The sequence below is a fragment of the Streptococcus oralis ATCC 49296 genome, from assembly GCF_000185265.1.
In the GTDB taxonomy this organism is placed as follows: domain Bacteria; phylum Bacillota; class Bacilli; order Lactobacillales; family Streptococcaceae; genus Streptococcus; species Streptococcus oralis_BC.
In genome coordinates this window covers 1,628,042-1,651,195 of sequence record NZ_GL622183.1, presented here as the reverse complement: position 1 = coordinate 1,651,195, position 23,154 = coordinate 1,628,042, and the positions used below count along the sequence as shown (strand labels likewise).

General features: G+C 39.6%; 22 protein-coding genes. 20 read left to right on the top strand and 2 right to left on the bottom strand.

All coding sequences use genetic code 11. The features are described from left to right. Positions 1-56: 56 nt before the first annotated feature. The 3 genes from sufB to HMPREF8578_RS10165 all read left to right on the top strand — a co-directional run bounded on the left by sufB (position 57) and on the right by HMPREF8578_RS10165 (position 3,670). Complete coding sequence (gene sufB / locus HMPREF8578_RS10175; protein ID WP_000797053.1) at positions 57-1,469, top strand: Fe-S cluster assembly protein SufB; 1,413 nt, start codon at positions 57-59, stop codon at positions 1,467-1,469. 19 nt (positions 1,470-1,488) lie between these two features. Then, complete coding sequence (locus tag HMPREF8578_RS10170) at positions 1,489-2,058, top strand: hypothetical protein (protein ID WP_000506261.1); 570 nt, start codon at positions 1,489-1,491, stop codon at positions 2,056-2,058. 214 nt (positions 2,059-2,272) lie between these two features. Next, positions 2,273-3,670, top strand: a complete 1,398-nt coding sequence (locus HMPREF8578_RS10165; protein ID WP_001020297.1) for an APC family permease — start codon at positions 2,273-2,275, stop codon at positions 3,668-3,670. Between the two features lie 22 nt (positions 3,671-3,692). Here HMPREF8578_RS10165 and HMPREF8578_RS10160 read toward each other — a convergent pair whose 3' ends face one another. Then, positions 3,693-4,541, bottom strand: coding sequence for a YitT family protein (locus HMPREF8578_RS10160; RefSeq protein ID WP_000619787.1), 849 nt, complete (start codon positions 4,539-4,541; stop codon positions 3,693-3,695). Between the two features lie 141 nt (positions 4,542-4,682). Here HMPREF8578_RS10160 and HMPREF8578_RS10155 point away from each other — a divergent pair, with 141 nt between their 5' ends. Both HMPREF8578_RS10155 and HMPREF8578_RS10150 read left to right on the top strand, forming a co-directional pair. Continuing rightward, positions 4,683-5,519 carry a DegV family protein gene (locus tag HMPREF8578_RS10155; RefSeq protein ID WP_000195458.1) on the top strand — a complete coding sequence of 279 codons (837 nt, stop codon included), beginning with the start codon at positions 4,683-4,685 and terminating at the stop codon, positions 5,517-5,519. 107 nt (positions 5,520-5,626) lie between these two features. Then, positions 5,627-5,902 carry an HU family DNA-binding protein gene (locus tag HMPREF8578_RS10150; RefSeq protein ID WP_001284636.1) on the top strand — a complete coding sequence of 92 codons (276 nt, stop codon included), beginning with the start codon at positions 5,627-5,629 and terminating at the stop codon, positions 5,900-5,902. 132 nt (positions 5,903-6,034) lie between these two features. Here HMPREF8578_RS10150 and HMPREF8578_RS10145 read toward each other — a convergent pair whose 3' ends face one another. Further along, positions 6,035-7,021 carry an L-lactate dehydrogenase gene (locus HMPREF8578_RS10145; RefSeq protein WP_000204722.1) on the bottom strand — a complete coding sequence of 329 codons (987 nt, stop codon included), beginning with the start codon at positions 7,019-7,021 and terminating at the stop codon, positions 6,035-6,037. Between the two features lie 193 nt (positions 7,022-7,214). On the opposite strand from HMPREF8578_RS10145, the gene gyrA reads away from it, so the two are divergent. The 15 genes from gyrA to HMPREF8578_RS10070 all read left to right on the top strand — a co-directional run bounded on the left by gyrA (position 7,215) and on the right by HMPREF8578_RS10070 (position 23,150). Further along, positions 7,215-9,683: a DNA gyrase subunit A gene (gene gyrA / locus HMPREF8578_RS10140; protein ID WP_001154049.1), complete on the top strand. Its 2,469-nt coding sequence runs from the start codon at positions 7,215-7,217 to the stop codon at positions 9,681-9,683. After that, positions 9,683-10,438, top strand: coding sequence for a class A sortase (locus tag HMPREF8578_RS10135; protein ID WP_000018508.1), 756 nt, complete (start codon positions 9,683-9,685; stop codon positions 10,436-10,438). The genes gyrA and HMPREF8578_RS10135 overlap by 1 nt, the downstream gene beginning before the upstream one ends. Positions 10,439-10,637: 199 nt before the next feature. Beyond that, positions 10,638-11,435, top strand: a complete 798-nt coding sequence (locus HMPREF8578_RS10130; protein ID WP_000254790.1) for a formate/nitrite transporter family protein — start codon at positions 10,638-10,640, stop codon at positions 11,433-11,435. 150 nt (positions 11,436-11,585) lie between these two features. Continuing rightward, positions 11,586-12,866: an O-acetylhomoserine aminocarboxypropyltransferase/cysteine synthase family protein gene (locus tag HMPREF8578_RS10125; RefSeq protein ID WP_000196307.1), complete on the top strand. Its 1,281-nt coding sequence runs from the start codon at positions 11,586-11,588 to the stop codon at positions 12,864-12,866. Positions 12,867-12,960: 94 nt separating this feature from the next. After that, positions 12,961-14,235 carry a DUF2130 domain-containing protein gene (locus tag HMPREF8578_RS10120; RefSeq protein ID WP_001002606.1) on the top strand — a complete coding sequence of 425 codons (1,275 nt, stop codon included), beginning with the start codon at positions 12,961-12,963 and terminating at the stop codon, positions 14,233-14,235. A 7-nt stretch (positions 14,236-14,242) separates the two neighbouring features. Next, a complete protein-coding gene (locus HMPREF8578_RS10115; protein ID WP_000426759.1) occupies positions 14,243-15,913 on the top strand; it encodes a hypothetical protein in 1,671 nt (556 codons plus the stop codon). Positions 15,914-15,922: 9 nt separating this feature from the next. Continuing rightward, on the top strand, positions 15,923-16,651 hold the full coding sequence (locus HMPREF8578_RS10110; protein ID WP_001288175.1) for a hypothetical protein: 729 nt from the start codon (positions 15,923-15,925) through the stop codon (positions 16,649-16,651). Next, entirely contained in the window at positions 16,652-17,737 is a 1,086-nt protein-coding gene (locus HMPREF8578_RS10105; RefSeq protein ID WP_000622665.1) for an AAA family ATPase, read from the top strand. A 20-nt stretch (positions 17,738-17,757) separates the two neighbouring features. Next, a complete protein-coding gene (gene truB, locus HMPREF8578_RS10100) occupies positions 17,758-18,636 on the top strand; it encodes a tRNA pseudouridine(55) synthase TruB (RefSeq protein WP_025168842.1) in 879 nt (292 codons plus the stop codon). 113 nt (positions 18,637-18,749) lie between these two features. Then, positions 18,750-19,388 (top strand): uridine kinase, encoded by a 639-nt coding sequence (gene udk / locus HMPREF8578_RS10095; protein WP_001181369.1) that lies wholly within the window; start codon positions 18,750-18,752, stop codon positions 19,386-19,388. Between the two features lie 127 nt (positions 19,389-19,515). Beyond that, positions 19,516-20,856 (top strand): exodeoxyribonuclease VII large subunit, encoded by a 1,341-nt coding sequence (gene xseA, locus HMPREF8578_RS10090; RefSeq protein ID WP_000417476.1) that lies wholly within the window; start codon positions 19,516-19,518, stop codon positions 20,854-20,856. Continuing rightward, entirely contained in the window at positions 20,834-21,046 is a 213-nt protein-coding gene (locus HMPREF8578_RS10085) for an exodeoxyribonuclease VII small subunit (protein ID WP_000043226.1), read from the top strand. Before xseA ends, HMPREF8578_RS10085 begins: the two co-directional genes overlap by 23 nt. After that, positions 21,043-21,918: a polyprenyl synthetase family protein gene (locus HMPREF8578_RS10080; RefSeq protein ID WP_000743806.1), complete on the top strand. Its 876-nt coding sequence runs from the start codon at positions 21,043-21,045 to the stop codon at positions 21,916-21,918. The genes HMPREF8578_RS10085 and HMPREF8578_RS10080 overlap by 4 nt, the downstream gene beginning before the upstream one ends. Further along, positions 21,911-22,726, top strand: a complete 816-nt coding sequence (locus HMPREF8578_RS10075) for a TlyA family RNA methyltransferase (protein WP_001041061.1) — start codon at positions 21,911-21,913, stop codon at positions 22,724-22,726. The genes HMPREF8578_RS10080 and HMPREF8578_RS10075 overlap by 8 nt, the downstream gene beginning before the upstream one ends. Beyond that, complete coding sequence (locus tag HMPREF8578_RS10070; protein ID WP_001034394.1) at positions 22,719-23,150, top strand: arginine repressor; 432 nt, start codon at positions 22,719-22,721, stop codon at positions 23,148-23,150. The genes HMPREF8578_RS10075 and HMPREF8578_RS10070 overlap by 8 nt, the downstream gene beginning before the upstream one ends. Positions 23,151-23,154 lie beyond the last annotated feature (4 nt).

Below are 23,154 nucleotides of genomic sequence, written 5' to 3'. Positions count from 1 at the left end.
ACAAGTTTCTTTTGTCTTACGAATCAGTAGAAATGAAGAATGAAAGAAAGGATATTATGGCTGAAGAAAGAGTAGAACCAAAACCAATTGATCTTGGTGAATATAAATTTGGTTTCCATGATGATGTAGAGCCTGTCCTATCGACAGGAAAAGGATTGAACGAAGATGTCATTCGTGAACTATCAGCTGCTAAGGGAGAACCTGAGTGGATGTTAGAATTCCGTTTGAAGTCTTATGAAACCTTTAAAAAAATGCCCATGCAAACTTGGGGAGCGGACTTGTCAGAGATTGACTTTGATGACTTGATTTACTATCAAAAACCATCTGATAAACCAGCCCGTTCATGGGATGAAGTTCCTGAAAAAATCAAAGAAACCTTTGAGCGTATCGGGATTCCAGAAGCTGAACGTGCTTATCTAGCAGGTGCCTCTGCCCAGTATGAGTCAGAAGTGGTTTATCACAACATGAAGGAAGAGTTCCAAAAATTGGGTATTATCTTTACAGATACGGATTCTGCCCTCAAAGAATACCCAGACTTGTTTAAACAATACTTTGCGAAGTTGGTACCGCCGACAGATAACAAGTTGGCTGCCCTCAACTCAGCTGTATGGTCAGGTGGAACCTTTATCTACGTACCAAAAGGTGTTAAGGTAGATATCCCACTTCAAACTTACTTCCGTATCAACAACGAAAATACAGGTCAGTTTGAACGTACCTTGATTATCGTTGATGAGGGAGCAAGTGTCCACTATGTAGAAGGATGTACAGCACCAACATATTCAAGTAATAGCCTGCATGCGGCCATTGTAGAAATCTTTGCCTTGGACGGAGCTTACATGCGTTATACAACCATCCAAAACTGGTCTGATAATGTCTATAACTTGGTAACGAAACGTGCTAAAGCCTTGAAAGATGCGACAGTTGAGTGGATTGATGGAAACTTAGGTGCCAAAACAACCATGAAATACCCATCTGTTTACCTAGATGGAGAAGGGGCGCGTGGTACTATGCTCTCTATCGCCTTTGCCAATGCAGGGCAACACCAAGACACGGGTGCCAAGATGATCCACAACGCTCCACACACAAGCTCCTCTATCGTGTCCAAATCCATCGCGAAAGGCGGAGGAAAGGTGGACTACCGTGGACAAGTAACCTTTAACAAGAACTCTAAGAAATCTGTTTCTCATATCGAGTGTGATACCATTATCATGGATGACTTATCAGCGTCAGATACCATTCCTTTTAATGAAATTCACAACTCGCAAGTTGCATTGGAGCACGAAGCTAAGGTTTCTAAGATTTCAGAGGAACAACTCTATTACCTCATGAGCCGTGGTTTATCAGAATCTGAGGCAACCGAGATGATTGTCATGGGATTTGTCGAGCCCTTCACAAAAGAACTTCCAATGGAATATGCAGTTGAGCTGAACCGCTTGATTAGTTATGAAATGGAAGGTTCAGTCGGATAAATCCAAAAAGGAGAAGCAAATGGGATTCTTAAAAAAATTATTTGGTAATGTTGAAAAAGCGAATAAAGGTGAAATTCCTGTCGAGGAAATTGTTCCACCTTTTACAATTGATTTAGCAGAAGAAGCAGATGATTATTGGAGACAAATGGAACAAAACCTCTTGATAAACGCTGTAAAAGCTGCTGGTGGTCCTGAGGCAGTAGAACGTGCTTTTGTTCTTACTAATTTCAAAGAAAATCAAGAAACCTTTGAGCTCTTTTATCAGGTAAATGGTCAACTTCTTTCATGGAGAGAGATGGATGCGACTGTTGTTGATAAAATCAGCAATCAACTCCTTCCGCAAGCGGCAGAAGTAGCGCGTGCAGTAAATGAAAATTATGAAGAGGCAGATGTACCAGTAATCCAGTACGCTATGCTTCAGTTTGAAACTGCAACCATGGCTTGGTTTGGTCGGAAGCTGACAACAGCTTCTCCAGAAGCACAACTGACTTTTGAAGAATTGGTATCTGGTTGGCGCGCTATTTTGGAACAAGAAGTTCCAAATCGTCCTTTAGATAGTGACCGTCCGTTCCCTTACTTTGAAGTTTAAAAAATCCCAAATCCTTAAAAAACTTTCAATGGAGTATACTGTTGAGCTTACTCGCTTGATCAGTAACAAATTGAAAGAATCAGTGGGTAAAAATGCAAATTCTGAACAGGAATCCTTTCTGTTCAGAATTTTTTTCAAAAAAGGACTTAATAAATATTCACAAAACTGCTTTTATATGGTAAAATAAAACAATTACATTTAGTGGAGATGAAGTATGAATATTTTTAGAACCAAGGATGTTAGTCTGAGACAGACAGAGATGCACCGCCATTTGAAGTTGTGGGATTTGATTCTTTTAGGAATAGGTGCTATGGTGGGGACGGGGATTTTCACCATTACAGGAACAGCAGCGGCTACCCTAGCTGGTCCATCACTAGTGATTTCCATTGTGATTTCTGCCCTGTGTGTTTCTTTATCAGCCCTCTTTTTCGCAGAATTTGCCTCTCGTGTGCCTGCTACTGGTGGTGCTTATAGTTACCTCTATGCGATTCTAGGAGAATTGCCAGCCTGGATTGCTGGCTGGCTGACCATCATGGAATTCATGACGGCTGTTTCAGGAGTAGCATCTGGCTGGGCAGCTTACTTTAAGGGATTGCTCAGTAATTATGGTATCTCCATGCCCCAAGCCTTGAATGGAACCTTTAACCCTGAACAAGGAACCTACATTGATCTTCTACCTATTTTAGTACTGACCTTGGTAACGGGATTGGTTTTATTAAATTCTAAGGCAGCTTTGAGATTTAATTCGCTTTTAGTGGTCTTGAAATTCTCAGCTCTCGCCTTATTTATCCTAGTTGGTATTTGGTACATTAAGCCTGAAAATTGGACGAATTTTGCTCCATTTGGTTTTGGTCAACTATATGGTGGAAGTACTGGGATTATGGCGGGCGCATCTTTGATGTTCTTTGGTTTTCTCGGATTTGAATCTATTTCCATGGCAGTTGATGAAATTCAAAGTCCGCAAAAAAATATTCCTCGCGGAATTGTGCTTTCTCTGACAATCGTCACCATTCTCTATGCTTTGGTTACCTTAGTATTGACAGGGATTGTTCACTACAGTAAGCTCAATGTGGACGATGCAGTAGCATTTTCATTACGGAGTATTGGTATCGGCTGGGCGGCCAATTATGTTTCGCTTGTAGCCATTCTAACCCTGATAACCGTATGTATCTCCATGACTTATGCTTTGTCTCGGATGATTTATAGCTTAGCGCGTGATGGACTTTTACCTCAAAGTTTCAAACAATTAAGCAAGACCAGTCGCGTTCCTAAAAATGCGACTCTCTTAACAGGAGTTGCTTCAGCTATTGCTGCAGGAGTGTTTCCTCTAGCCAGTATTGCAGCCTTCTTAAATATCTGTACGCTAGCTTATCTCATTTTGCTAGCCTATGGAATAATAAAACTCAGAAAGGATAAGGGTATGCCAAAAGAGGGAGAGTTTAAAACTCCTTTGGTGCCATTTTTGCCAATTCTTTCCATTCTTATCTGTGTTTCCTTTATGCTTCAATATAGTCTAGATACCTGGATTGCCTTTGGTATCGCTCTTTTAGTTGGTCTAGTCATTTACTTTACTTACGGGTTCCGCCATTCAACCCTCGCAGAAGAAGAATAAAAGCTGGGAATTCCCAGCTTTTTTAATCTTTCACATAAGTAAATCCTTCACCGAGAATTTCATGAGCCTCAGTGATGGTGATAAAGGCTTGAGGATCGATTTTGTGAATCATATCTTTCATTTTAACGATTTCGTTTCGACCAACTATACAGTAGATAATTTTTAAATCCTTTTTGCTGTAGTAGCCTTGACCAGATATAAAGGTAACGCCACGTCCGAGTTCATCGTTAATCTCTTTGGCTAATTGATCAGGATATTGGGTAATAATCATAAATCCTTTACCAGCATAACCTCCTTCGCCGATCAAGTCGATAACACGAGCGATGATAAAGTCAAATAAGAGGGTATAGGTAACTAGACGAAGATCCTGGAAGATAATCAAAATCAACATTAGGATAAAAAAGTCAATCCCAAAGAGCAATTTCCCAATCGAAATATTGGTGTATTTGTTGAGGATACGGGCAACGATATCAGAGCCACCAGTGGTTCCACCAGCATTAAAGATAATTCCTAAACCAACCCCCAGTAAGACTCCTGAGACTAAAGCGACAATGATGAGATCCCCTTGCAAGTCGATGTGCAAAGGAATGCGCTCAAAGATTGCTAGCCAAACGGAAAGTGAAATAGATCCTAGAAGGCTTGAGTAGAGGGTCTTAGGTCCAAATATCTTCCAAGCCAGGATAAATAAAGGGATATTAATTAAGAGGTTCATCAATGAGACAGGAATCTTAAAAAGATAGTAGGTAATCAAGGTAATACCTGTCGCCCCTCCCTCAAATAAATGATAAGGAACAACAAAGTAGGTAAGACCAAAGGCATAGATAGCGGCTCCAAGAATAATGGTGATAATCGGTTGAAGTTTTCGAATCATGGCTGTTCCTCACTTTTCTATAGATAGATTATACCAAAAATTCAGTTCTTTTCATCGGATCACTTATGATTTTTTATCATTTTTTTGATATAATAAAGGAGAAAATCCCAATCCTATCGAGAAGAATAGAAAGATTGAATTATGACACAAGTAAAAATTGTAACGGACTCTTCTGTTACTATCGAACCAGAAGTAGTTAAAGAATTAAATATCACCGTTGTTCCTCTATCAGTTATGATTGATAGTGTGCTTTATTCGGATGCAGATTTGAAAGAGGGAGAATTCCTTCATCTTATGCAACAAAGTAAGAATCTGCCTAAAACAAGCCAGCCCCCTGTAGGAGTGTTTGCTGAGGTCTTTGAAGAACTAGGTAAAGATGGAAGTCAAATTATCGCCATTCACATGTCCCATGCCTTGTCTGGAACTGTGGAAGCTGCTCGCCAAGGGGCCAGCCTCTCAACTGCTGATGTAACAGTTCTTGATAGTTCTTTTACAGATCAAGCAATGAAGTTCCAAGTTGTTGAAGCCGCAAAACTTGCTAAAGAAGGTAAAGATTTAGAAACGATCTTGGCTCATGTAGAGGACGTAAAAAATCATACAGAACTCTATATCGGTGTTTCGACGCTAGAAAACTTAGTTAAGGGTGGTCGTATTGGACGTGTGACAGGCTTACTAAGCTCACTCTTGAATATTCGTGTAGTAATGCAGATGAAAAACCACGAACTCCAACCAATCGCCAAAGGACGTGGAGCGAAAACTTTCAAAAAGTGGCTTGAGGAATTAACCAATACTCTTTCCCAAAAATCAGTTGCAGAAATTGGAATTTCCTATGCTGGAACGAACGAATGGGCGAATGAGATGAAGGCATTATTGCAACCTTATGTTGAGAAACCAATCTCTGTATTGGAAACTGGCTCTATTATTCAAACTCATACTGGAGAGAATGCTTGGGCGATTCTAATTCGCTACAATTCCTAAAAAAATAGAGAAAAAATGGTCAAAATAGTGTTTTTGACTTGACCTATAGTCGATTTTAGGATATGATTATATTTGTTAATTAGAAATTATTTGGAGGATTTGTTAACATGGCAAACAAACAAGATTTGATCGCTAAAGTAGCAGAAGCTACAGAATTGACTAAGAAAGATTCAGCAGCAGCAGTTGACGCTGTATTTGCAGCAGTAACTGAATACCTTGCAGCTGGTGAAAAAGTTCAATTGATCGGTTTCGGTAACTTTGAAGTTCGTGAGCGTGCTGCACGTAAAGGTCGCAACCCACAAACTGGTAAAGAAATCAAAATCGCAGCTTCTAAAGTTCCAGCATTCAAAGCTGGTAAAGCTCTTAAAGACGCTGTTAAATAATGAATTTTCAAAAAGCCTATTGTATCAAGCTTCATTGTTTGGTCGATAGGCTTTTTTTGTTTATTTGAGAAGTTGATGTTATGATTCTTTGCAAAAAGAAAAAGGTTCCCATGTTTGAGAACCTTCTTTTCATTAGTTTTTAGAAGCTGCTTGGAATTCAGGGTTTTTCCATGCTTCATCAATGATAGCTTGCAATTCCTTAGCAGATGCTTGCATTTTTTGAGTTTCAGCATCGTTCAATGGGATGTTTACTGGACGAACGATACCGTGTGCACCAACAACAGCTGGTTGACCGATAAAGACGTTTTTAACACCGTATTGACCTTCTTGGAAGACTGAAAGTGGAAGTACTGCATTTTCGTCATCAAGGATTGCTTTTGTGATACGAGCAAGTGCTACTGCGATACCGTAGTATGTAGCTCCTTTTTTGTTAATGATTGTGTAAGCAGCGTCACGAACACCTTCGAACAATTCAATCAATTCAGCTTCTTGAACGTTTTGAGTGTCTTTAAGGAATTCTTCAAGGTTTACACCAGCGATGTTAGCGTGTGACCAAACCGCAAATTCAGAATCTCCGTGTTCGCCCATGATGTAGGCGTGAACTGAACGAGCATCAACATCCAATTTTTCAGCAAGTGCTTGACGGAAACGTGCTGAGTCAAGTGAAGTACCTGAACCGATAACACGTTCTTTAGGGAATCCAGAGAATTTCCAAGTTGAGTAAGTCAAAACGTCAACTGGGTTAGCTGCAACAAGGAAGATACCATCGAAACCTGATTCAACAACTTGTGTTACGATTGATTTGTTGATAGCCAAGTTTTTACCTACAAGGTCAAGACGAGTTTCACCTGGTTTTTGAGGAGCACCTGCAGTGATAACAACAAGGTCAGCGTCTGCACAGTCAGAGTATTGAGCAGCGTAGATTTTTTTAGGTGAAGTGAAGGCAAGGGCGTGGCTAAGGTCAAGCGCATCACCAACAGCTTTTTCGTGTAATTGTGGAATTTCGATAATTCCAAGCTCTTGTGCAATTCCTTGGTTAACAAGTGCGAAAGCGTAAGATGAACCTACGGCACCGTCACCAACAAGGATCACTTTTTTGTGTTGTTTAGTTGAAGTCATTATCTAAACATCTCCTTCATTTTTTTTAGGGGAATCCCCAGACACTTTCATTCTATCACTTTTAAAAAGCTTTGTCACGAATATTCTATTCGGTTATTGATGTAAACGTTTTAGTGGTTTTCAAAGACTGAAATGAAGGACAAATTATGGTATAATATATCTAATTACTAATAGTGAAATGAGGCATTTATGAATGCAGGATAGAAATTTAGTGAATGTCAATCTGACAAAGGAGATGAAGACCAGCTTTATCGACTACGCCATGAGCGTTATCGTTGCGCGGGCCCTTCCTGATGTTCGAGATGGCTTAAAACCTGTTCACCGTCGTATTCTATACGGAATGAATGAACTAGGTGTTACACCAGACAAACCTCATAAAAAGTCAGCCCGTATTACAGGGGATGTTATGGGTAAATACCACCCACACGGAGATTCCTCTATCTATGAAGCTATGGTTCGTATGGCCCAGTGGTGGAGCTACCGTTACATGCTTGTTGATGGGCATGGAAACTTTGGTTCTATGGACGGGGACGGTGCTGCCGCGCAGCGGTACACTGAGGCACGTATGAGCAAGATTGCTCTTGAAATGCTTCGTGATATCAATAAAAACACCGTTGATTTCGTAGACAACTACGATGCTAACGAACGTGAACCCTTGGTTTTGCCAGCTCGTTTTCCAAACCTTTTGGTCAATGGAGCAACGGGTATCGCTGTTGGGATGGCAACCAATATTCCACCTCACAACTTGGGTGAAACCATTGATGCAGTGAAGTTGGTTATGGATAATCCTGAAGTGACGACTAAGGACTTGATGGAAGTCTTGCCTGGTCCAGATTTTCCGACTGGCGCTCTTGTCATGGGGAAATCAGGTATTCATAAGGCTTATGAGACTGGTAAAGGTTCCATTGTCCTTCGTTCTCGTACAGAGATTGAAACCACTAAGACGGGTCGGGAGCGCATCGTTGTAACGGAATTCCCTTATATGGTTAATAAAACCAAGGTGCATGAGCATATTGTTCGCTTGGTTCAGGAAAAACGAATTGAGGGCATTACAGCCGTACGTGATGAGTCCAACCGTGAAGGCGTTCGCTTTGTAATCGAGGTTAAACGCGACGCGTCTGCCAACGTTATCCTTAACAACCTCTTCAAGATGACCCAGATGCAAACCAATTTTGGTTTCAACATGTTGGCGATTCAAAATGGCGTGCCAAAAATCTTGTCCCTTCGTCAAATTTTGGATGCTTATATCGAGCACCAAAAAGAAGTGGTTGTTCGCCGTACTCGTTTTGACAAGGAAAAAGCAGAAGCGCGTGCGCACATCTTAGAAGGTCTTTTAATTGCACTTGACCATATCGACGAAGTGATTCGTATCATTCGTGCCAGTGAAACAGATGCGGAAGCGCAAGCTGAGTTGATGAGCAAGTTCAAGCTTTCTGAACGTCAAAGTCAAGCTATCCTTGATATGCGTCTTCGTCGTTTGACAGGATTGGAACGTGATAAGATTCAGTCTGAATATGATGAATTAATTGCCTTGATTGCAGATTTGGCTGATATTCTTGCCAAACCTGAGCGCGTGGCGCAAATCATCAAAGAGGAATTGGACGAAGTCAAACGCAAGTTTGGTGACAAGCGTCGTACGGAGTTGATGATCGGAGAAGTCTTAACTCTTGAAGATGAAGATTTGATTGAAGAAACGGATGTCTTGATTACCCTATCTAACAAGGGCTATATCAAACGTTTGGACCAAGGTGAGTTTACTGCTCAAAAACGTGGTGGCCGTGGAGTTCAAGGTACGGGGGTTAAGGATGATGACTTTGTGCGTGAGTTGGTTTCAACCAGTACCCATGATCATTTGCTCTTCTTTACCAATAAAGGACGCGTATATCGACTGAAAGGTTATGAAATTCCTGAATACGGTCGTACCGCTAAGGGCTTGCCAGTTGTCAATCTTTTGAAGTTGGACGAAGGTGAGAGTATTCAGACCATCATCAACGTTGAGTCTGAACGTAGTGATGACGCCTATCTCTTCTTTACAACTCGTCACGGTATTGTGAAGAGAACCAGTGTTAAAGAGTTCGCTAATATTCGTCAAAATGGACTTAAAGCCTTGAATCTCAAGGATGAAGACGAATTGATTAATGTCTTGCTGACAGAAGAAGATACGGATATTATCATTGGTACCAAGTTTGGTTATGCTGTTCGCTTTAATCAATCAGCTGTTCGTGGCATGAGCCGTATCGCTACAGGTGTCCGAGGAGTCAATCTTCGTGAGGGTGACACAGTAGTTGGTGCTAGCGTGATTACAAACCAAGACGAAGTTCTTATCATCACTGAAAAAGGATATGGTAAACGTACACTTGCTACTGAATATCCTACTAAAGGCCGTGGTGGTAAAGGGATGAAGACTGCCAATGTTGCTGAGAAGAATGGTCCTCTGGCAGGTCTCCTTACTGTTAAAGGAGATGAAGACTTGATGATTATCACAGATACAGGTGTCATGATCCGTACAAATGTTGCCAATATTTCACAAACGGGACGCTCAACTATGGGAGTTAAGGTGATGCGTCTAGATCAGGATGCTAAGATTGTAACCTTTACAACGGTTGCTGCGGCAGAAAAAGAAGAAGTTGGGACTGAAATTGAAACAGAAGGTGAAGCATAATGTCTCATAAAAAAACGAAAAATAAAAAGAGTAAGAAAAATAAGCGCAGAAATCTATTTATCAATATTTTAGCGGGTTTCTTAATTCTTCTTTCCTTAGCCTTGATTTTTAATTCAAAGATTCGCGATATCTTTTTGGTATGGAATACCAATAAATACCAAGTCAATCAAGTCACTAAGGAAAATATAGATGAAAACCTAAAATCCGAGGGAAATTTTGATTTTGACTCTGTTAAGTCTATTTCATCTGAAGCTGTATTGGCTTCACAATGGGATGCTCAGAAACTTCCTGTTATTGGAGGTATCGCTATTCCTGAGGTGGAGATTAACCTCCCTATTTTCAAAGGGTTGGATAATGTAAACTTGTTCTACGGAGCAGGGACCATGAAACCAGATCAAAAAATGGGAGAAGGGAACTATTCTCTAGCCAGTCACCATATCTTTACTGCTGAAAATGCCAGTCAAATGCTCTTCTCACCTTTGGTCAATGCCAAAGCGGGTATGAAAATTTACCTGACGGATAAGGATAAAGTTTATACTTATGAGATTACAGAAGTAAAACGTGTTACACCAGACCGTGTAGATGAAATCGAAGATCGTGATGGCGTAAAAGAGATTACTTTGGTTACCTGTGTTGATTATAATGCGACCGAGCGTATAATCGTCAAAGGAATCTTTAAAGAATCAAAAGCTTATTCTGAGACTTCTGAGGATATTTTGAAGGCCTTTAATCAACCGTATAGACAACGTTATTAAGAATGAATGAACCAGTGAAGTGCTATTTCACTGGTTTTTATGTTAACAAAATAGAATCAAAATAGTTCTTATGAAAAAGGATAAGAAGGCTTAGGATAAAGATTTTTAAGATAAATATTTTAGAAATTTACGGAAAACGCTTTCTAGAAAACAAGAATTATGTTATAATTATCACAAATAAAAGTTTAGGAGTTTTTTTATGGTCTCTTCAGAATTTATTTCAAAGATTGAATTTGCTTGCAAGAAGAAAGAAAGTCTTTATAGCCAAAGCAAGTTTAAGTATGCGATTCGTTCCATGTTTGCAGGTGCTTTTATGACATTTAGTACGGCTGCAGGTGCAGTTGGTGCTGACTTGATAAATAAAATCGCACCAGGCAGTGGTCGCTTCCTCTTCCCATTCGTTTTTGCTTGGGGATTGGCCTACATTGTTTTCTTGAATGCTGAGCTGGTAACTTCAAATATGATGTTTTTGACAGCTGGTAGTTTCTTGAAAAAAATCTCTTGGAGAAAAACAGCTGAGATTTTGCTTTACTGTACCTTCTTCAATCTCATCGGAGCTTTGATAGCAGGTTGGGGCTTTGCTCATTCGGCAGCCTATGCAAATCTAACACATGATAGCTTCATTTCAGGGGTTGTAGAGATGAAGTTAGGCCGTTCCAATGAGCTAGTCTTGCTTGAAGGTATTTTAGCCAATATCTTTGTAAACATTGCTATTCTTTCATTTGTTTTGGTGAAAGACGGTGGAGCCAAACTTTGGCTTGTTTTGTCAGCAATTTACATGTTTGTATTCTTAACAAACGAACACATTGCTGCGAACTTTGCTTCTTTTGCGATTGTTAAGTTTAGTGTTGCAGCAGATTCAATTGCTAACTTTGACATACCTAATATTCTTCGTCACTGGGGTGTAACCTTTATCGGGAACTTTATCGGAGGAGGTCTCTTGATGGGCTTACCATACGCCTTCCTCAATAAAAACGAAGATACTTATGTCGATTAAAGAAATGAGCACGAGTGAATCGTGCTTTTTTGTTTGAGACGTAAGACTAGTCATAGTTGTTCCTTATATCAAAATATAGAAAAACGGTATTGGAAAAGACTAGCCCAAGATGATACAATATCCCTAATGAAGCTATTTGGAGGTCGTCTTATGACTCGTGATTTTAAATTTGAAACTCTACAATTACATGCTGGGCAAGTAGTTGATCCAGCAACTAAGTCTCGTGCAGTACCGATTTATCAAACAACATCCTTCGTTTTTGATGACACGCAAGAAGGTGCCGATTTGTTTGCCTTGAGAAAACCAGGGAACATTTATACTCGTATTACCAACCCTACAACAGCGGCATTTGAAGAAAGAATAGCTGCTCTTGAAGGTGGTGTTGGGGCACTAGCGACAGCATCAGGTATGGCTGCTGTAACCTACACTATTTTGGCGCTTGCTCACGCAGGTGACCATGTGGTGGCTGCGTCAACTATTTACGGTGGGACCTTCAACCTCTTGAAGGAAACCCTTCCTCGTTATGGGATCACAACTACCTTTGTGGATGTGGATAATTTGGAGGAAGTAGAAGCAGCTATCGGTGACAATACCAAACTTGTCTTGATTGAAACCTTAGGGAATCCCTTGATTAACATTCCTGACTTGGAAAAATTGGCTGAGATTGCGCATAAACACCAGATTCCTCTCGTTTCGGACAATACTTTTGCCACACCATATTTGATTAACGTTTTCTCTCACGGTGTCGATATTTCAGTCCACTCAGCGACTAAGTTTATCGGTGGACATGGTACGACTATTGGTGGTGTTATCGTGGACAGTGGTCGTTTTGACTGGGAAGCTTCAGGGAAATTTCCGCAGTTTGTAGAGGAAGATCCTAGCTACCATAACTTGAGCTATACTCGCGATGTTGGGGCAGCAGCCTTTATTATCGCTGTTCGTGTTCAATTGCTTCGTGATACAGGTGCTGCCTTGTCACCATTTAATGCCTTTCTCTTGCTCCAAGGGCTTGAAACTCTCTCTCTTCGTGTCGAACGCCATGTTCAAAATGCAGAGAAAATTGTTGATTTCCTTGTCAACCATCCTAAGGTTGAAAAAGTCAACTATCCAAAACTTGCAGACAGTCCTTATCATGCCTTGGCTGAGAAATATTTGCCAAAAGGTGTTGGTTCAATCTTTACCTTCCATGTCAAAGGTGGAGAAGCAGAAGCTCGCAAGGTGATTGATAATTTGGAAATCTTCTCTGACCTTGCAAACGTAGCAGATGCCAAATCCCTTGTGGTCCATCCTGCGACAACCACTCACGGTCAGTTGTCAGAAAAAGATCTAGAAGCAGCTGGTATCACACCCAACCAAATCCGCTTGTCGATCGGTCTTGAAAATGTAGAGGATTTGATTGAAGATTTGCGCTTAGCCTTGGAAAAAATTTAAAGTAAAAGATATAAACAGTGGGTTTCGACTCACTGTTTTTGATTTTCCCTCAGGCATGATATAATGGTTACAGAAGTCTAGAAAGAGGAAAGTTATGAACGAAATCAAATGCCCCAACTGTGGGGAAGTCTTTACAGTAAATGAGAGCCAGTATGCTGAACTTTTATCTCAAGTGAGAACAGCTGAGTTTGATAAGGAATTACACGATCGCATGAAGCAAGAGCTTGCCCTAGCTGAGCAGAAGGCTATGAATGAGCAACAGTCTAAACTAGCTCAAAAAGACCAAGAAATTGCGCAATTACAGAGTCAAATCCAAAACTTTGATACAGAGAAAGAGCTGGCTAGGAAAGAGGTTGAACAAACAAGTCATGAGGCTTTATTGGCAAAGGATAAGGAAGTACAGACCTTGGAAAACCAATTGGCTACCCTGCGCTTGGAACATGAAAATCAGCTACAAAAGACTCTTTCTGACCTAGAAAAAGAACGGGATCAAGTTAAAAATCAGCTCCTCTTGCAAGAAAAGGAAAATGAGTTGTCTTTGGCTTCTGTTAAACAAAACTATGAAGCCCAGCTCAAGGCGGCCAGTGAACAGGTAGAATTTTACAAGAATTTCAAGGCTCAACAATCTACAAAAGCTATCGGGGAAAGTCTAGAACACTATGCAGAGAGTGAGTTTAACAAGGTCCGTAGTTTTGCCTTTCCAAATGCCTACTTTGAGAAGGATAACAAGCTCTCTGCGCGTGGGTCTAAAGGCGACTTTATCTTCCGTGAATGTGATGAAAATGGAGTGGAAATCATTTCCATCATGTTTGAAATGAAAAATGAAGCGGACGGAACAGAGAAGAAGCACAAGAATTCGGACTTCTACAAGGAGTTGGATAAAGACCGTCGGGAAAAGAACTGCGAGTATGCGGTTTTAGTGACTATGCTTGAGGCGGATAATGACTACTTCAACACCGGTATCGTGGATGTCAGCCACGAATATGAAAAGATGTATGTCGTCCGTCCCCAGTTCTTTATCCAGTTGATTGGTCTCTTGCGCAATGCGGCGCTTAATTCTCTTAAATACAAACAGGAGTTGGCCTTGGTTCGGGAGCAGAATATCGATATTACGCATTTTGAAGAAGACTTGGATGCCTTCAAAGTAGCTTTTGCCAAAAACTACAACTCTGCTTCGACCAACTTTGGAAAAGCTATCGATGAAATCGACAAGGCCATCAAACGGATGGAAGAGGTCAAGAAATTCCTAACCACATCCGAAAACCAACTCCGCTTAGCTAACAACAAGCTTGAAGATGTTTCGGTCAAAAAATTGACTCGTAAAAATCCAACCATGAAAGCGAAATTTGAAGCACTGAAGGGGGAGTGAGAAAGCAGTGGAAAATGAATTATTAGTATTGAATACTGAAGAAGTATATGAGTCTGAAAATTTAAATTATGATGAATTAGAAGAACTATTGGAAGAGCAATTTACAATGGAGTTTTCTAATCTTGAAAAATTAGAACTAGAATGCAAAGAAATTAGTTCACCGGATAAATTAGGGGATGTTATTTTAGATGAAATATGGAATCAATTTGCGAATCAGATTGGTTTAGATATGACAAGCGACACACTCCTTAAACAGTATAATGATAAGCATCCTAATGGTTATACAAAAGAAGAGGGTGCTAAAATAATGAAAGATAAAAGGTATACTTATGCAAATAGTGCTATGAAAGAAAAGCAAAAAAATGGAAATTTAAAGGATGAATATACTGGAAAAACAATTAAAATTAATGAAAAAGCTAATCTGGATCACGTCATACCAAGAAAACAGATTTTTGAAAATCCATGGAGGAAAATTGCTGATATAGAGACTGTTGATTTAGCAAATAAATCAGAAAATTTTGCTGCAACAAACGAATCACTTAATAAAAGTAAAGGAGCAAAATCCAATAGTGAATATATAAAGAATAGAGAACTGAGGGAAAAAGAACTTAGGAATCAAGTTCAAAGAGCCAATGAGAAAATTGATAAGATGAATATCTCAGATGCCGAAAAGCGAAATCTTAAAGCTGAAAATAATAAAAGATTAAATGATAAATTAGCAGCTGATTCAAAGAAGATGCTTAAGGCTGAGAAAAGAGCAAAGAAAGCTATTAATAAGGATATTTCAAAGAAAGCATCTGTTAGAATTGCCAAAAAAGCAGGTAAAGATGCTATAAAAGCTATGTTTGTTGCAGCTCTATTTGGAATGCTAAAGGAAATAATGAATGCTTTAGTGAGGTATTTTAAAGCAAAACAACAATCTTTTGATACATTTATGGATGAAATGAAAAAAGCACTTCATTCATTTTTTGGCAAAATCAAAGATTTTATTAAAGTAGGTGTAGATAGTTTTGTTGGAAGCATTGTTGGAGAAATTATCGGCGCATTTAACCAGAAATTACAAAAACTTCCAAACTTGATTAAACAATTATTTGGTTCTATCAGAGAAAGTATTTCTTATTTATCAAACCCAGAAAATCAGACACATTCCACGGCAATTAAGATAGCTCACATTTCAAAAATTATTACTTCTGGTTTAGTTGCTGTAGGAGCGCTGTTTTTAGGTGAATATTTTGAACAGTTCTTAAATAAGATACCAGGTATGACTTTTGAAATAAAACTTCTAGGAACAATTGCTAATATTTTAGGGATGTTCTTAGCAAGTTTACTAACTGGAATCTTAGGAGCGATAATCATTAACGGACTTGATCAATTTATTTCAAAAAAATTAATTGAGGAAAATCAAAAACAACAAGCTGATAAGAAGAACGAATTGCTAAGAATTCAGGATGTTCAAATTTTTGTTGCTGAGCAGAATGTTGCTATTAAAAGAAATGATATATTCAGTAAGATGGCCAAGAACCATCAAAAACTAAGAGAACTTCTTGGTAATGTTCAAGAGGAGTTTTCTAATTCAAAAATTGATTTCAAACAGCGATTATTAGCTAACGAAATGTACTTTGATGAAAAGCAAAGTGAACTTGAAGAAATGCAAAATGCATTAAACGATTTATTATAGGAGAATGTTATGTCAGAAGAATTAGAGATTCAGGTCTTAGCAATATCTGAAAAATTTAATGAGAAAAAAGAAGCGTTAAAAGCTTTTAGTGAAGAGATTCCAGAACAGTCAGATTTACCAACCGTTCCACAAGACGAACTTATGTTAGGATTTATTGGTACGGAATATGATGTTAAAGGTAAGGATTTAAACGCACTCACGGATGCTGTTCAAAATAGAATGATTGAACAAAACAAGCATATTAAAAAGATTATTCAAGAATTTAATACAATTTACGAAACTTTTCAGTTATTAGATGATGACTATATTAAAAGAATTTCAGACTCTTTAATGGTTGCAAGAAAAGCTAATATTACTGCTTTACAAGGGTTAGAGGAGTCTAAATCCTATCAAGAAAATAATAAAAACTTATTAAATGATGTTATTAAACAAAACAAAGATTTAATTGATGTTTTAAAGAAACATCATGATAGGTTAGAAGATTTAGAAACACTAGAAAATAGTTTTAAAGATTTACAAGTACAAGTGAATAATTCACAAAATAATTTAAAAAATTACCTTGATGAAATCAATAATAAATCAATAACAGAGGGAAATAATCTAAAGTTAGTTGTTGAAGGTCTTGAAACAAAATTAGAAGAAAAGCAAGAGGAGATTGTTTTTCTAAAAAAAGGATTCTATACTCTTGGAGTGGCCGTTGTTTTAATAGTATTATTTCTATTGTTTAAAGGGATGTAGATGATTAGTGAAACTTATTTAAAATTGTTAAAATCAGAAGTGAAAAAGCTTGATGACTTAACAAATAATTCTTATGAATTTGAGACTGTCATTCAAGAAATTGTTGATAATAAGAAGCATTCAGAATTAGACTTAATAAAGCGTTTAGGTAATTTGTCAAATAATGATAAATTTCCTAAAATTAAAGAAAGACAGTCAACGGTTTTAGAGTTACTGTATAAATATCTTGGTTCTAGATTTATAGATAGTGAGTACGCTATTTTAAAAGAAATCAATACCAAATCATTTGATGAGCTGTCCGATGAATTAAACTCCTTGATAGGTTTAGAAAATGTGAAGAAAGAGATTGAAAATCTAGTCGCATTTAATAAAGTTCAGCAAAGTAGAGAAAAAATCGGTCTTAAAAAAACAAATAGAACGATGCATATGGCGTTTTTAGGTAATCCAGGTACTGGTAAAACTACTGTGGCTAGAATCGTTGGGAATATGTACCGGTCATTAGGAATATTAAGTAAAGGCCACTTTATTGAGGCAAGTAGAACAGACTTAATAGCAGAATATCAAGGACAAACGGCTTCGAAAGTTAAGAGATTGATACAAAAATCCAAAGGTGGTGTATTGTTTATTGATGAGGCATATAGTATTACTGAAAACGATAAAAGTGATAGTTATGGTCGAGAGTGTTTAACTGAGTTAACTAAAGCATTAGAAGACTATCGTGATGATTTGGTGGTTATTGTTGCTGGATATGATGAATTGATGAAAAAATTTTTTGAATCTAATCCTGGGTTAAAATCAAGATTTAATTATTTTATTACGTTTGAAGATTATACTGTGGACCAAATGTTTGACATTTTTCTTTCACATTGTAAAAATGAAGAATACATTTTGCATGATTCTGCAAAAGAAACATTAAAAAAATATTTAGAATTACATAGTAACAATCCTGAAAATAAAAATGCAAATGGGCGATTTGTAAGAAATGTATTTGATAGGATAGTTATGAACCAAGCAAGAAGATTAGCCACATTATCTTTTGTTACAAAAGATAATTACATTACAATTCTTGAAGAAGATATTTCATGAATGAAATCAGAAAGCAACACATGAACGGTATTATCAACTTAAAAAAAGAAGCGGGGATGACTTCGCATGATGCGGTTTTTAAGCTGCGTAAGATTTTGGGGACAAAGAAAATCGGTCATGGTGGGACCTTGGATCCGGATGTGGTGGGTGTTTTGCCCATTGCGGTTGGTAAGGCGACACGCATGGTCGAGTTTATGCAGGACGAGGGCAAGGTCTATGAGGGGGAAATCACTCTAGGTTATTCAACAACGACCGAGGATGCTAGTGGAGAAGTGGTCGCAGAGACTCCTGTTTTGTCGCTCTTGGATGAAACCATTGTCGATGAAGCGATTGCTAGTCTGACTGGGCCTATCACTCAGATTCCACCGATGTACTCGGCTGTCAAGGTCAATGGTCGCAAGCTCTATGAGTATGCGCGTGCTGGTCAGGAAGTGGAGCGTCCAGAACGTCAGGTGGCTATTTATCAATTTGAGCGGACTAGTCCGATTTCTTATGAGGATCACCTCGCACGTTTTACATTTCGTGTGAAATGTAGTAAGGGGACTTATATCCGTACCTTGTCAGTTGATTTGGGAGAGAAGCTGGGTTATGCGGCCCATATGTCCCATTTGACTCGGACGAGTGCAGCAGGTTTACAGTTAGAAGATGCCTTGACTTTGAATGAAATTGCTGCAAAAGTGGAGGCTGGTCAACTGGACTTTCTCCATCCTCTAGAGATTGGTACGGGGGATCTTGTTAAAGTTTTCCTAAGTCCAGAAGAGGCTACAGAAGTGCGATTTGGTCGTTTTATTGAGTTAGACCAAACAGACCAAGAATTGGCTGCCTTTGAGGGGGATAAATTGCTAGCCATTTTAGAAAAAAGAGGCAATCTCTACAAACCAAGGAAGGTTTTCGGCTAGTCTAACTGGAGTGAAAGTATTAGAATTGTTATCCATAATCTATCCAAAATCAGACTATAAATTTTGTAAAAAATGTGATAAAATAGACGTCGGATAAAAAAACGGAGGATAGCATGCAAAATAGACCAATCATTATCGGAGTGACAGGTGGTTCTGGTGGAGGAAAAACTAGTGTTTCAAGAGCCATTTTATCGCATTTCCCTGATGAAAAGATTTCCATGATTGAGCATGATTCTTACTACAAGGATCAGTCTCATTTGACTTTTGAAGAACGTGTCAAAACCAACTACGACCACCCTTTTGCCTTTGATACAGACTTAATGATCGAGCAGATTAAGGAATTGTTGGCAGGGCGCCCAGTGGACATTCCAACTTATGACTATACAGCGCATACACGGAGTAGCAAGACCTATCGTCAGGAGCCTCAGGATGTCTTTATCGTTGAGGGGATTTTGGTCTTGGAGGACAAGCGTCTGCGCGATTTGATGGATATCAAGATTTTTGTGGATACAGATGATGATGTGCGTATTATTCGCCGTATCAAGCGTGATATGGAGGAGCGTGGCCGAAGCCTTGATAGCGTTATTGACCAATATCTGGGTGTGGTCAAACCCATGTACCATCAGTTTATCGAGCCGACCAAACGATATGCTGATATCGTCATTCCTGAAGGTGTCAGCAATACCGTTGCTATCGACCTTTTGACGACCAAGATTGCAAAGATTTTGGAAGAAGCACGAAACAGCAAATAATCAGATGAGGAGGCCTAGCCTCCTTTTCTATTTTTCCTTTGGTTTCAGTATGCAAAAGGAGATTTTTAATCATCTTTTTGGTATAATAATACCCATGGAAAAGCAAGAAAATGAATAGTAGGTGGAGATGGAAAAGTATTTATCGGTAACAACTTTGACCAAGTATCTGAAAATGAAATTCGATAAAGACCCTTACTTGGAACGGGTCTATTTAACTGGTCAAGTTTCCAACTTTCGTAAACGACCTACTCACCAATATTTCTCCCTAAAGGATGACCATGCAGTTATTCAAGCGACCATCTGGTCAGGGATCTATCAGAAATTAGGTTTCGACCTGGAAGAAGGAATGAAGATCAATGTAATTGGGCGTGTGCAGGTCTATGAACCAAGCGGTAGCTACTCTATCATCATTGAAAAAGCTGAGCCTGATGGGGTTGGGGCGCTTGCGATTCAGTTTGAACAACTCAAGAAAAAACTAACGGAAGAAGGTCTATTTCAAGAGAGATTCAAGCAACCTCTTCCCCAGTTTGCTAAGCGAATCGGTGTGGTAACCAGTCGCAGTGGAGCTGTTATTCGAGATATCATCACGACCGTCAGCAGACGTTTTCCTGGTGTTGATATCCTTCTCTATCCGACCAAGGTACAAGGTGATGGAGCAGCGGAGGAAATTGCTCGAAATATTGCGCGTGCCAATCAACGTGAGGACCTAGATGTTCTCATCATTGGTCGTGGTGGGGGTTCCATTGAGGATCTCTGGGCTTTTAACGAAGAGATCGTGGTACGGGCTATTTTTGAATCCCGTTTGCCAGTTATTTCTAGTGTTGGGCATGAAACAGATGTGACCTTGGCGGATTTTGTGGCAGATCGCCGTGCTGCAACGCCAACAGCTGCAGCTGAACTGGCTACGCCTGTGACTAAGTTGGATGTGTTAACCCATTTGCAAAATCAGGAAAAGCGGATGGCAACAGCAGTTCAGAATGTCCTGTCAAGAAAAAAAGAAGCTCTGAAAAAATGCAGTCAGTCAGTCATCTTTAGACAGCCAGAGCGTTTGTATGATGGTTATTTACAACGGTTAGATCAACTGCAACTGCGATTAAAACAAAGTTTGCGAACACGGATTTCTGATAATAAACAGCTAGTCCAAGCAAGAACGCATCAACTAGTCCAATTATCACCTGTTACCAAAATCCAGCGTTATCAAGACCGTCTAGGTCAGTTGGACAAGCTCCTACGCAGCCAAATGGCGCTAGTTTATGATGCCAAGGTTGCTGAAGTCAAGAGACTTTCAGAAGCTCTACTGATGTTGGATACCAGTCGAATAGTGGCGCGTGGTTATGCTATTGTCAAAAAAGAAGAGTCAGTAGTCGATTCTGTTGAGATGTTGAATAAAAAAGACCAAGTGACGCTTTTGATGCGAGATGGTCAAGTAGAATTAGAGGTTAAAGATGTCAAAACAAAAGAAATTTGAGGAAAATCTAGCAGAACTAGAGACCATTGTCCAAAGTTTGGAAAATGGTGAAATTGCTTTGGAAGATGCGATTGCGGCCTTTCAAAAGGGCATGGTCTTGTCAAAAGAGCTCCAAGCGACGCTGGACAAGGCTGAAAAGACCTTGGTTAAGGTCATGCAAGAAGACGGAACAGAAAGTGATTTTGAATGAAGAAGCAAGAAAAATTAGCTCTTGTCGAGTCTGCTTTGGAAGATTTTTATGGAGACCAGCAGTTTGCTTCTAGTCTTCGAGAGTCCGTTCTCTATTCCATTCATGCTGGGGGCAAGCGTATTCGGCCTTTTCTCTTGTTAGAGGTTCTGGAAGCCTTGCAAGTCGCTATTAAACCAGCACACGCGCAGGTGGCTGCGGCCTTGGAAATGATTCATACAGGGAGCTTGATTCACGATGATCTTCCAGCCATGGATGATGATGATTATCGTCGGGGGCGTTTAACCAATCACAAGAAATTTGGCGAAGCGATGGCAATATTGGCTGGAGATGCCTTATTCCTAGATCCCTATTCCTTGATAGCGCAGGCAGATTTGCCAAGTCAGATCAAGGTGAACTTGATTGCCAACTTATCCCTTGCTTCAGGTAGTCTAGGCATGGTGGCAGGTCAGGTTTTAGATATGGAAGGCGAACACCAGCATTTGTCCTTGGAAGAACTCCAGACCATTCATGCCAATAAAACTGGAAAATTGCTAGCCTATCCATTCCAAGCGGCTGCTATTATAGCTGAATTAGCACCAGAAATCCAAGCAAAACTGAAAACGGTTGGTGAATTGATTGGGCTGGCCTTTCAAGTTCGAGATGATGTGCTGGATGTGACAGCTAGTTTTGAGGAAATCGGCAAGACTCCGCAAAAGGATTTACAAGCTGAAAAATCAACCTACCCAGCCTTGTTGGGCTTGGAAGAGGCCATTTCCTTTTGCAACCAAACCTTGGATCAAGCCGAGGCTAAATTAGAAGAAATCGCCCAGCAAGTCAGCTTTGAAACAGCGCCGATTGTGAAAATAGTAGAAAGTTTGAGAATCAATGGCTAAGGAAAGAGTGGATGTACTAGCTTATAAACAGGGCTTGTTTGAAACGCGAGAACAGGCCAAGCGCGGTGTCATGGCTGGGCTTGTTGTAGCTGTCCTGAATGGAGAACGCTTTGACAAACCAGGAGAAAAAATCCCAGATGATACTGAACTAAAACTCAAGGGTGAAAAACTCAAGTATGTCAGTAGAGGTGGTCTAAAACTAGAGAAGGCCTTGCAGGTCTTTGATTTATCAGTGGATGGAGCAACCACGATTGATATTGGGGCTTCCACTGGAGGATTTACTGATGTCATGTTGCAAAATGGTGCTGAGTTGGTCTTTGCAGTCGATGTTGGTACCAATCAGTTGGCTTGGAAATTGCGCCAAGACCCACGAGTTGTCAGCATGGAGCAGTTTAATTTTCGTTATGCTGAAAAGACTGATTTTGAGCAGGAACCAAGCTTTGCCAGTATTGATGTGAGTTTCATTTCCCTCAGTCTGATTTTGCCTGCTTTGCATCGTGTCTTGGCTGATCAAGGGCAGGTGGTGGCTCTGGTTAAACCCCAGTTTGAAGCAGGTCGTGAGCAGATTGGAAAGAATGGAATCATTCGAGATGCCAAGGTTCATCAAACTGTCCTTGAATCTGTCACTGCTATGGCAGTAGAGGAAGGATTTTCAGTGCTTGGATTAGACTATTCACCAATCCAAGGTGGACATGGAAACATCGAATTTCTGGTATATTTGAAAAAGGAAGAGGGAGCAAGTAACCAAGTTGCCCCTGAAATAGAAAAAGTTGTAGAGAGAGCACATAGAGAATTTAAAGATGAATAAAAAAGAGAGACTTGAAAAAATTAGAAGATTTGTTACGGATTATCAAATCGGGACTCAGGAAGAAATCGTTGAGCATTTGAAGGAAGCAGGTATTTCTGCTACGCAAGCCACTGTCTCAAGGGACATCAAGGAGCTTGGGATTGTTAAAATTCCTTTGAAGAACAACACCTATATCTATGAGTTGCCAAAATCTGTCGTCAAAAGTTTGCAGTTGGCTGAGGACAACATTGTGAGTTCTGAGTTAATGGGAAATATGATCAACCTTGCTGTCATTCCTGGAAATACTATTTTTGTGAAGAGTCAGTTGGTTGAGGCATTCTCTGAACAGATTTTTAGCTGTCTAGCTGATGATGATTCTATCTTAATTGTAGCTAGAACAGCAGAGGCGGCTGAAGAAATTGTTGAACAAGTCAAAAAATGGTAGGTCG

Bases quoted from the DNA above. Each gene is read 5' to 3' on its own strand.
- sufB (WP_000797053.1), top strand. From the start codon at position 57: ATGGCTGAAGAAAGAGTAGAACCAAAACCAATTGATCTTGGTGAATAT.
- HMPREF8578_RS10170 (WP_000506261.1), top strand. From the start codon at position 1,489: ATGGGATTCTTAAAAAAATTATTTGGTAATGTTGAAAAAGCGAATAAA.
- HMPREF8578_RS10165 (WP_001020297.1), top strand. From the start codon at position 2,273: ATGAATATTTTTAGAACCAAGGATGTTAGTCTGAGACAGACAGAGATG.
- HMPREF8578_RS10160 (WP_000619787.1), bottom strand. From the start codon at position 4,541: ATGATTCGAAAACTTCAACCGATTATCACCATTATTCTTGGAGCCGCT.
- HMPREF8578_RS10155 (WP_000195458.1), top strand. From the start codon at position 4,683: ATGACACAAGTAAAAATTGTAACGGACTCTTCTGTTACTATCGAACCA.
- HMPREF8578_RS10150 (WP_001284636.1), top strand. From the start codon at position 5,627: ATGGCAAACAAACAAGATTTGATCGCTAAAGTAGCAGAAGCTACAGAA.
- HMPREF8578_RS10145 (WP_000204722.1), bottom strand. From the start codon at position 7,021: ATGACTTCAACTAAACAACACAAAAAAGTGATCCTTGTTGGTGACGGT.
- gyrA (WP_001154049.1), top strand. From the start codon at position 7,215: ATGCAGGATAGAAATTTAGTGAATGTCAATCTGACAAAGGAGATGAAG.
- HMPREF8578_RS10135 (WP_000018508.1), top strand. From the start codon at position 9,683: ATGTCTCATAAAAAAACGAAAAATAAAAAGAGTAAGAAAAATAAGCGC.
- HMPREF8578_RS10130 (WP_000254790.1), top strand. From the start codon at position 10,638: ATGGTCTCTTCAGAATTTATTTCAAAGATTGAATTTGCTTGCAAGAAG.
- HMPREF8578_RS10125 (WP_000196307.1), top strand. From the start codon at position 11,586: ATGACTCGTGATTTTAAATTTGAAACTCTACAATTACATGCTGGGCAA.
- HMPREF8578_RS10120 (WP_001002606.1), top strand. From the start codon at position 12,961: ATGAACGAAATCAAATGCCCCAACTGTGGGGAAGTCTTTACAGTAAAT.
- HMPREF8578_RS10110 (WP_001288175.1), top strand. From the start codon at position 15,923: ATGTCAGAAGAATTAGAGATTCAGGTCTTAGCAATATCTGAAAAATTT.
- HMPREF8578_RS10105 (WP_000622665.1), top strand. From the start codon at position 16,652: ATGATTAGTGAAACTTATTTAAAATTGTTAAAATCAGAAGTGAAAAAG.
- truB (WP_025168842.1), top strand. From the start codon at position 17,758: ATGAACGGTATTATCAACTTAAAAAAAGAAGCGGGGATGACTTCGCAT.
- udk (WP_001181369.1), top strand. From the start codon at position 18,750: ATGCAAAATAGACCAATCATTATCGGAGTGACAGGTGGTTCTGGTGGA.
- xseA (WP_000417476.1), top strand. From the start codon at position 19,516: ATGGAAAAGTATTTATCGGTAACAACTTTGACCAAGTATCTGAAAATG.
- HMPREF8578_RS10085 (WP_000043226.1), top strand. From the start codon at position 20,834: ATGTCAAAACAAAAGAAATTTGAGGAAAATCTAGCAGAACTAGAGACC.
- HMPREF8578_RS10080 (WP_000743806.1), top strand. From the start codon at position 21,043: ATGAAGAAGCAAGAAAAATTAGCTCTTGTCGAGTCTGCTTTGGAAGAT.
- HMPREF8578_RS10075 (WP_001041061.1), top strand. From the start codon at position 21,911: ATGGCTAAGGAAAGAGTGGATGTACTAGCTTATAAACAGGGCTTGTTT.
- HMPREF8578_RS10070 (WP_001034394.1), top strand. From the start codon at position 22,719: ATGAATAAAAAAGAGAGACTTGAAAAAATTAGAAGATTTGTTACGGAT.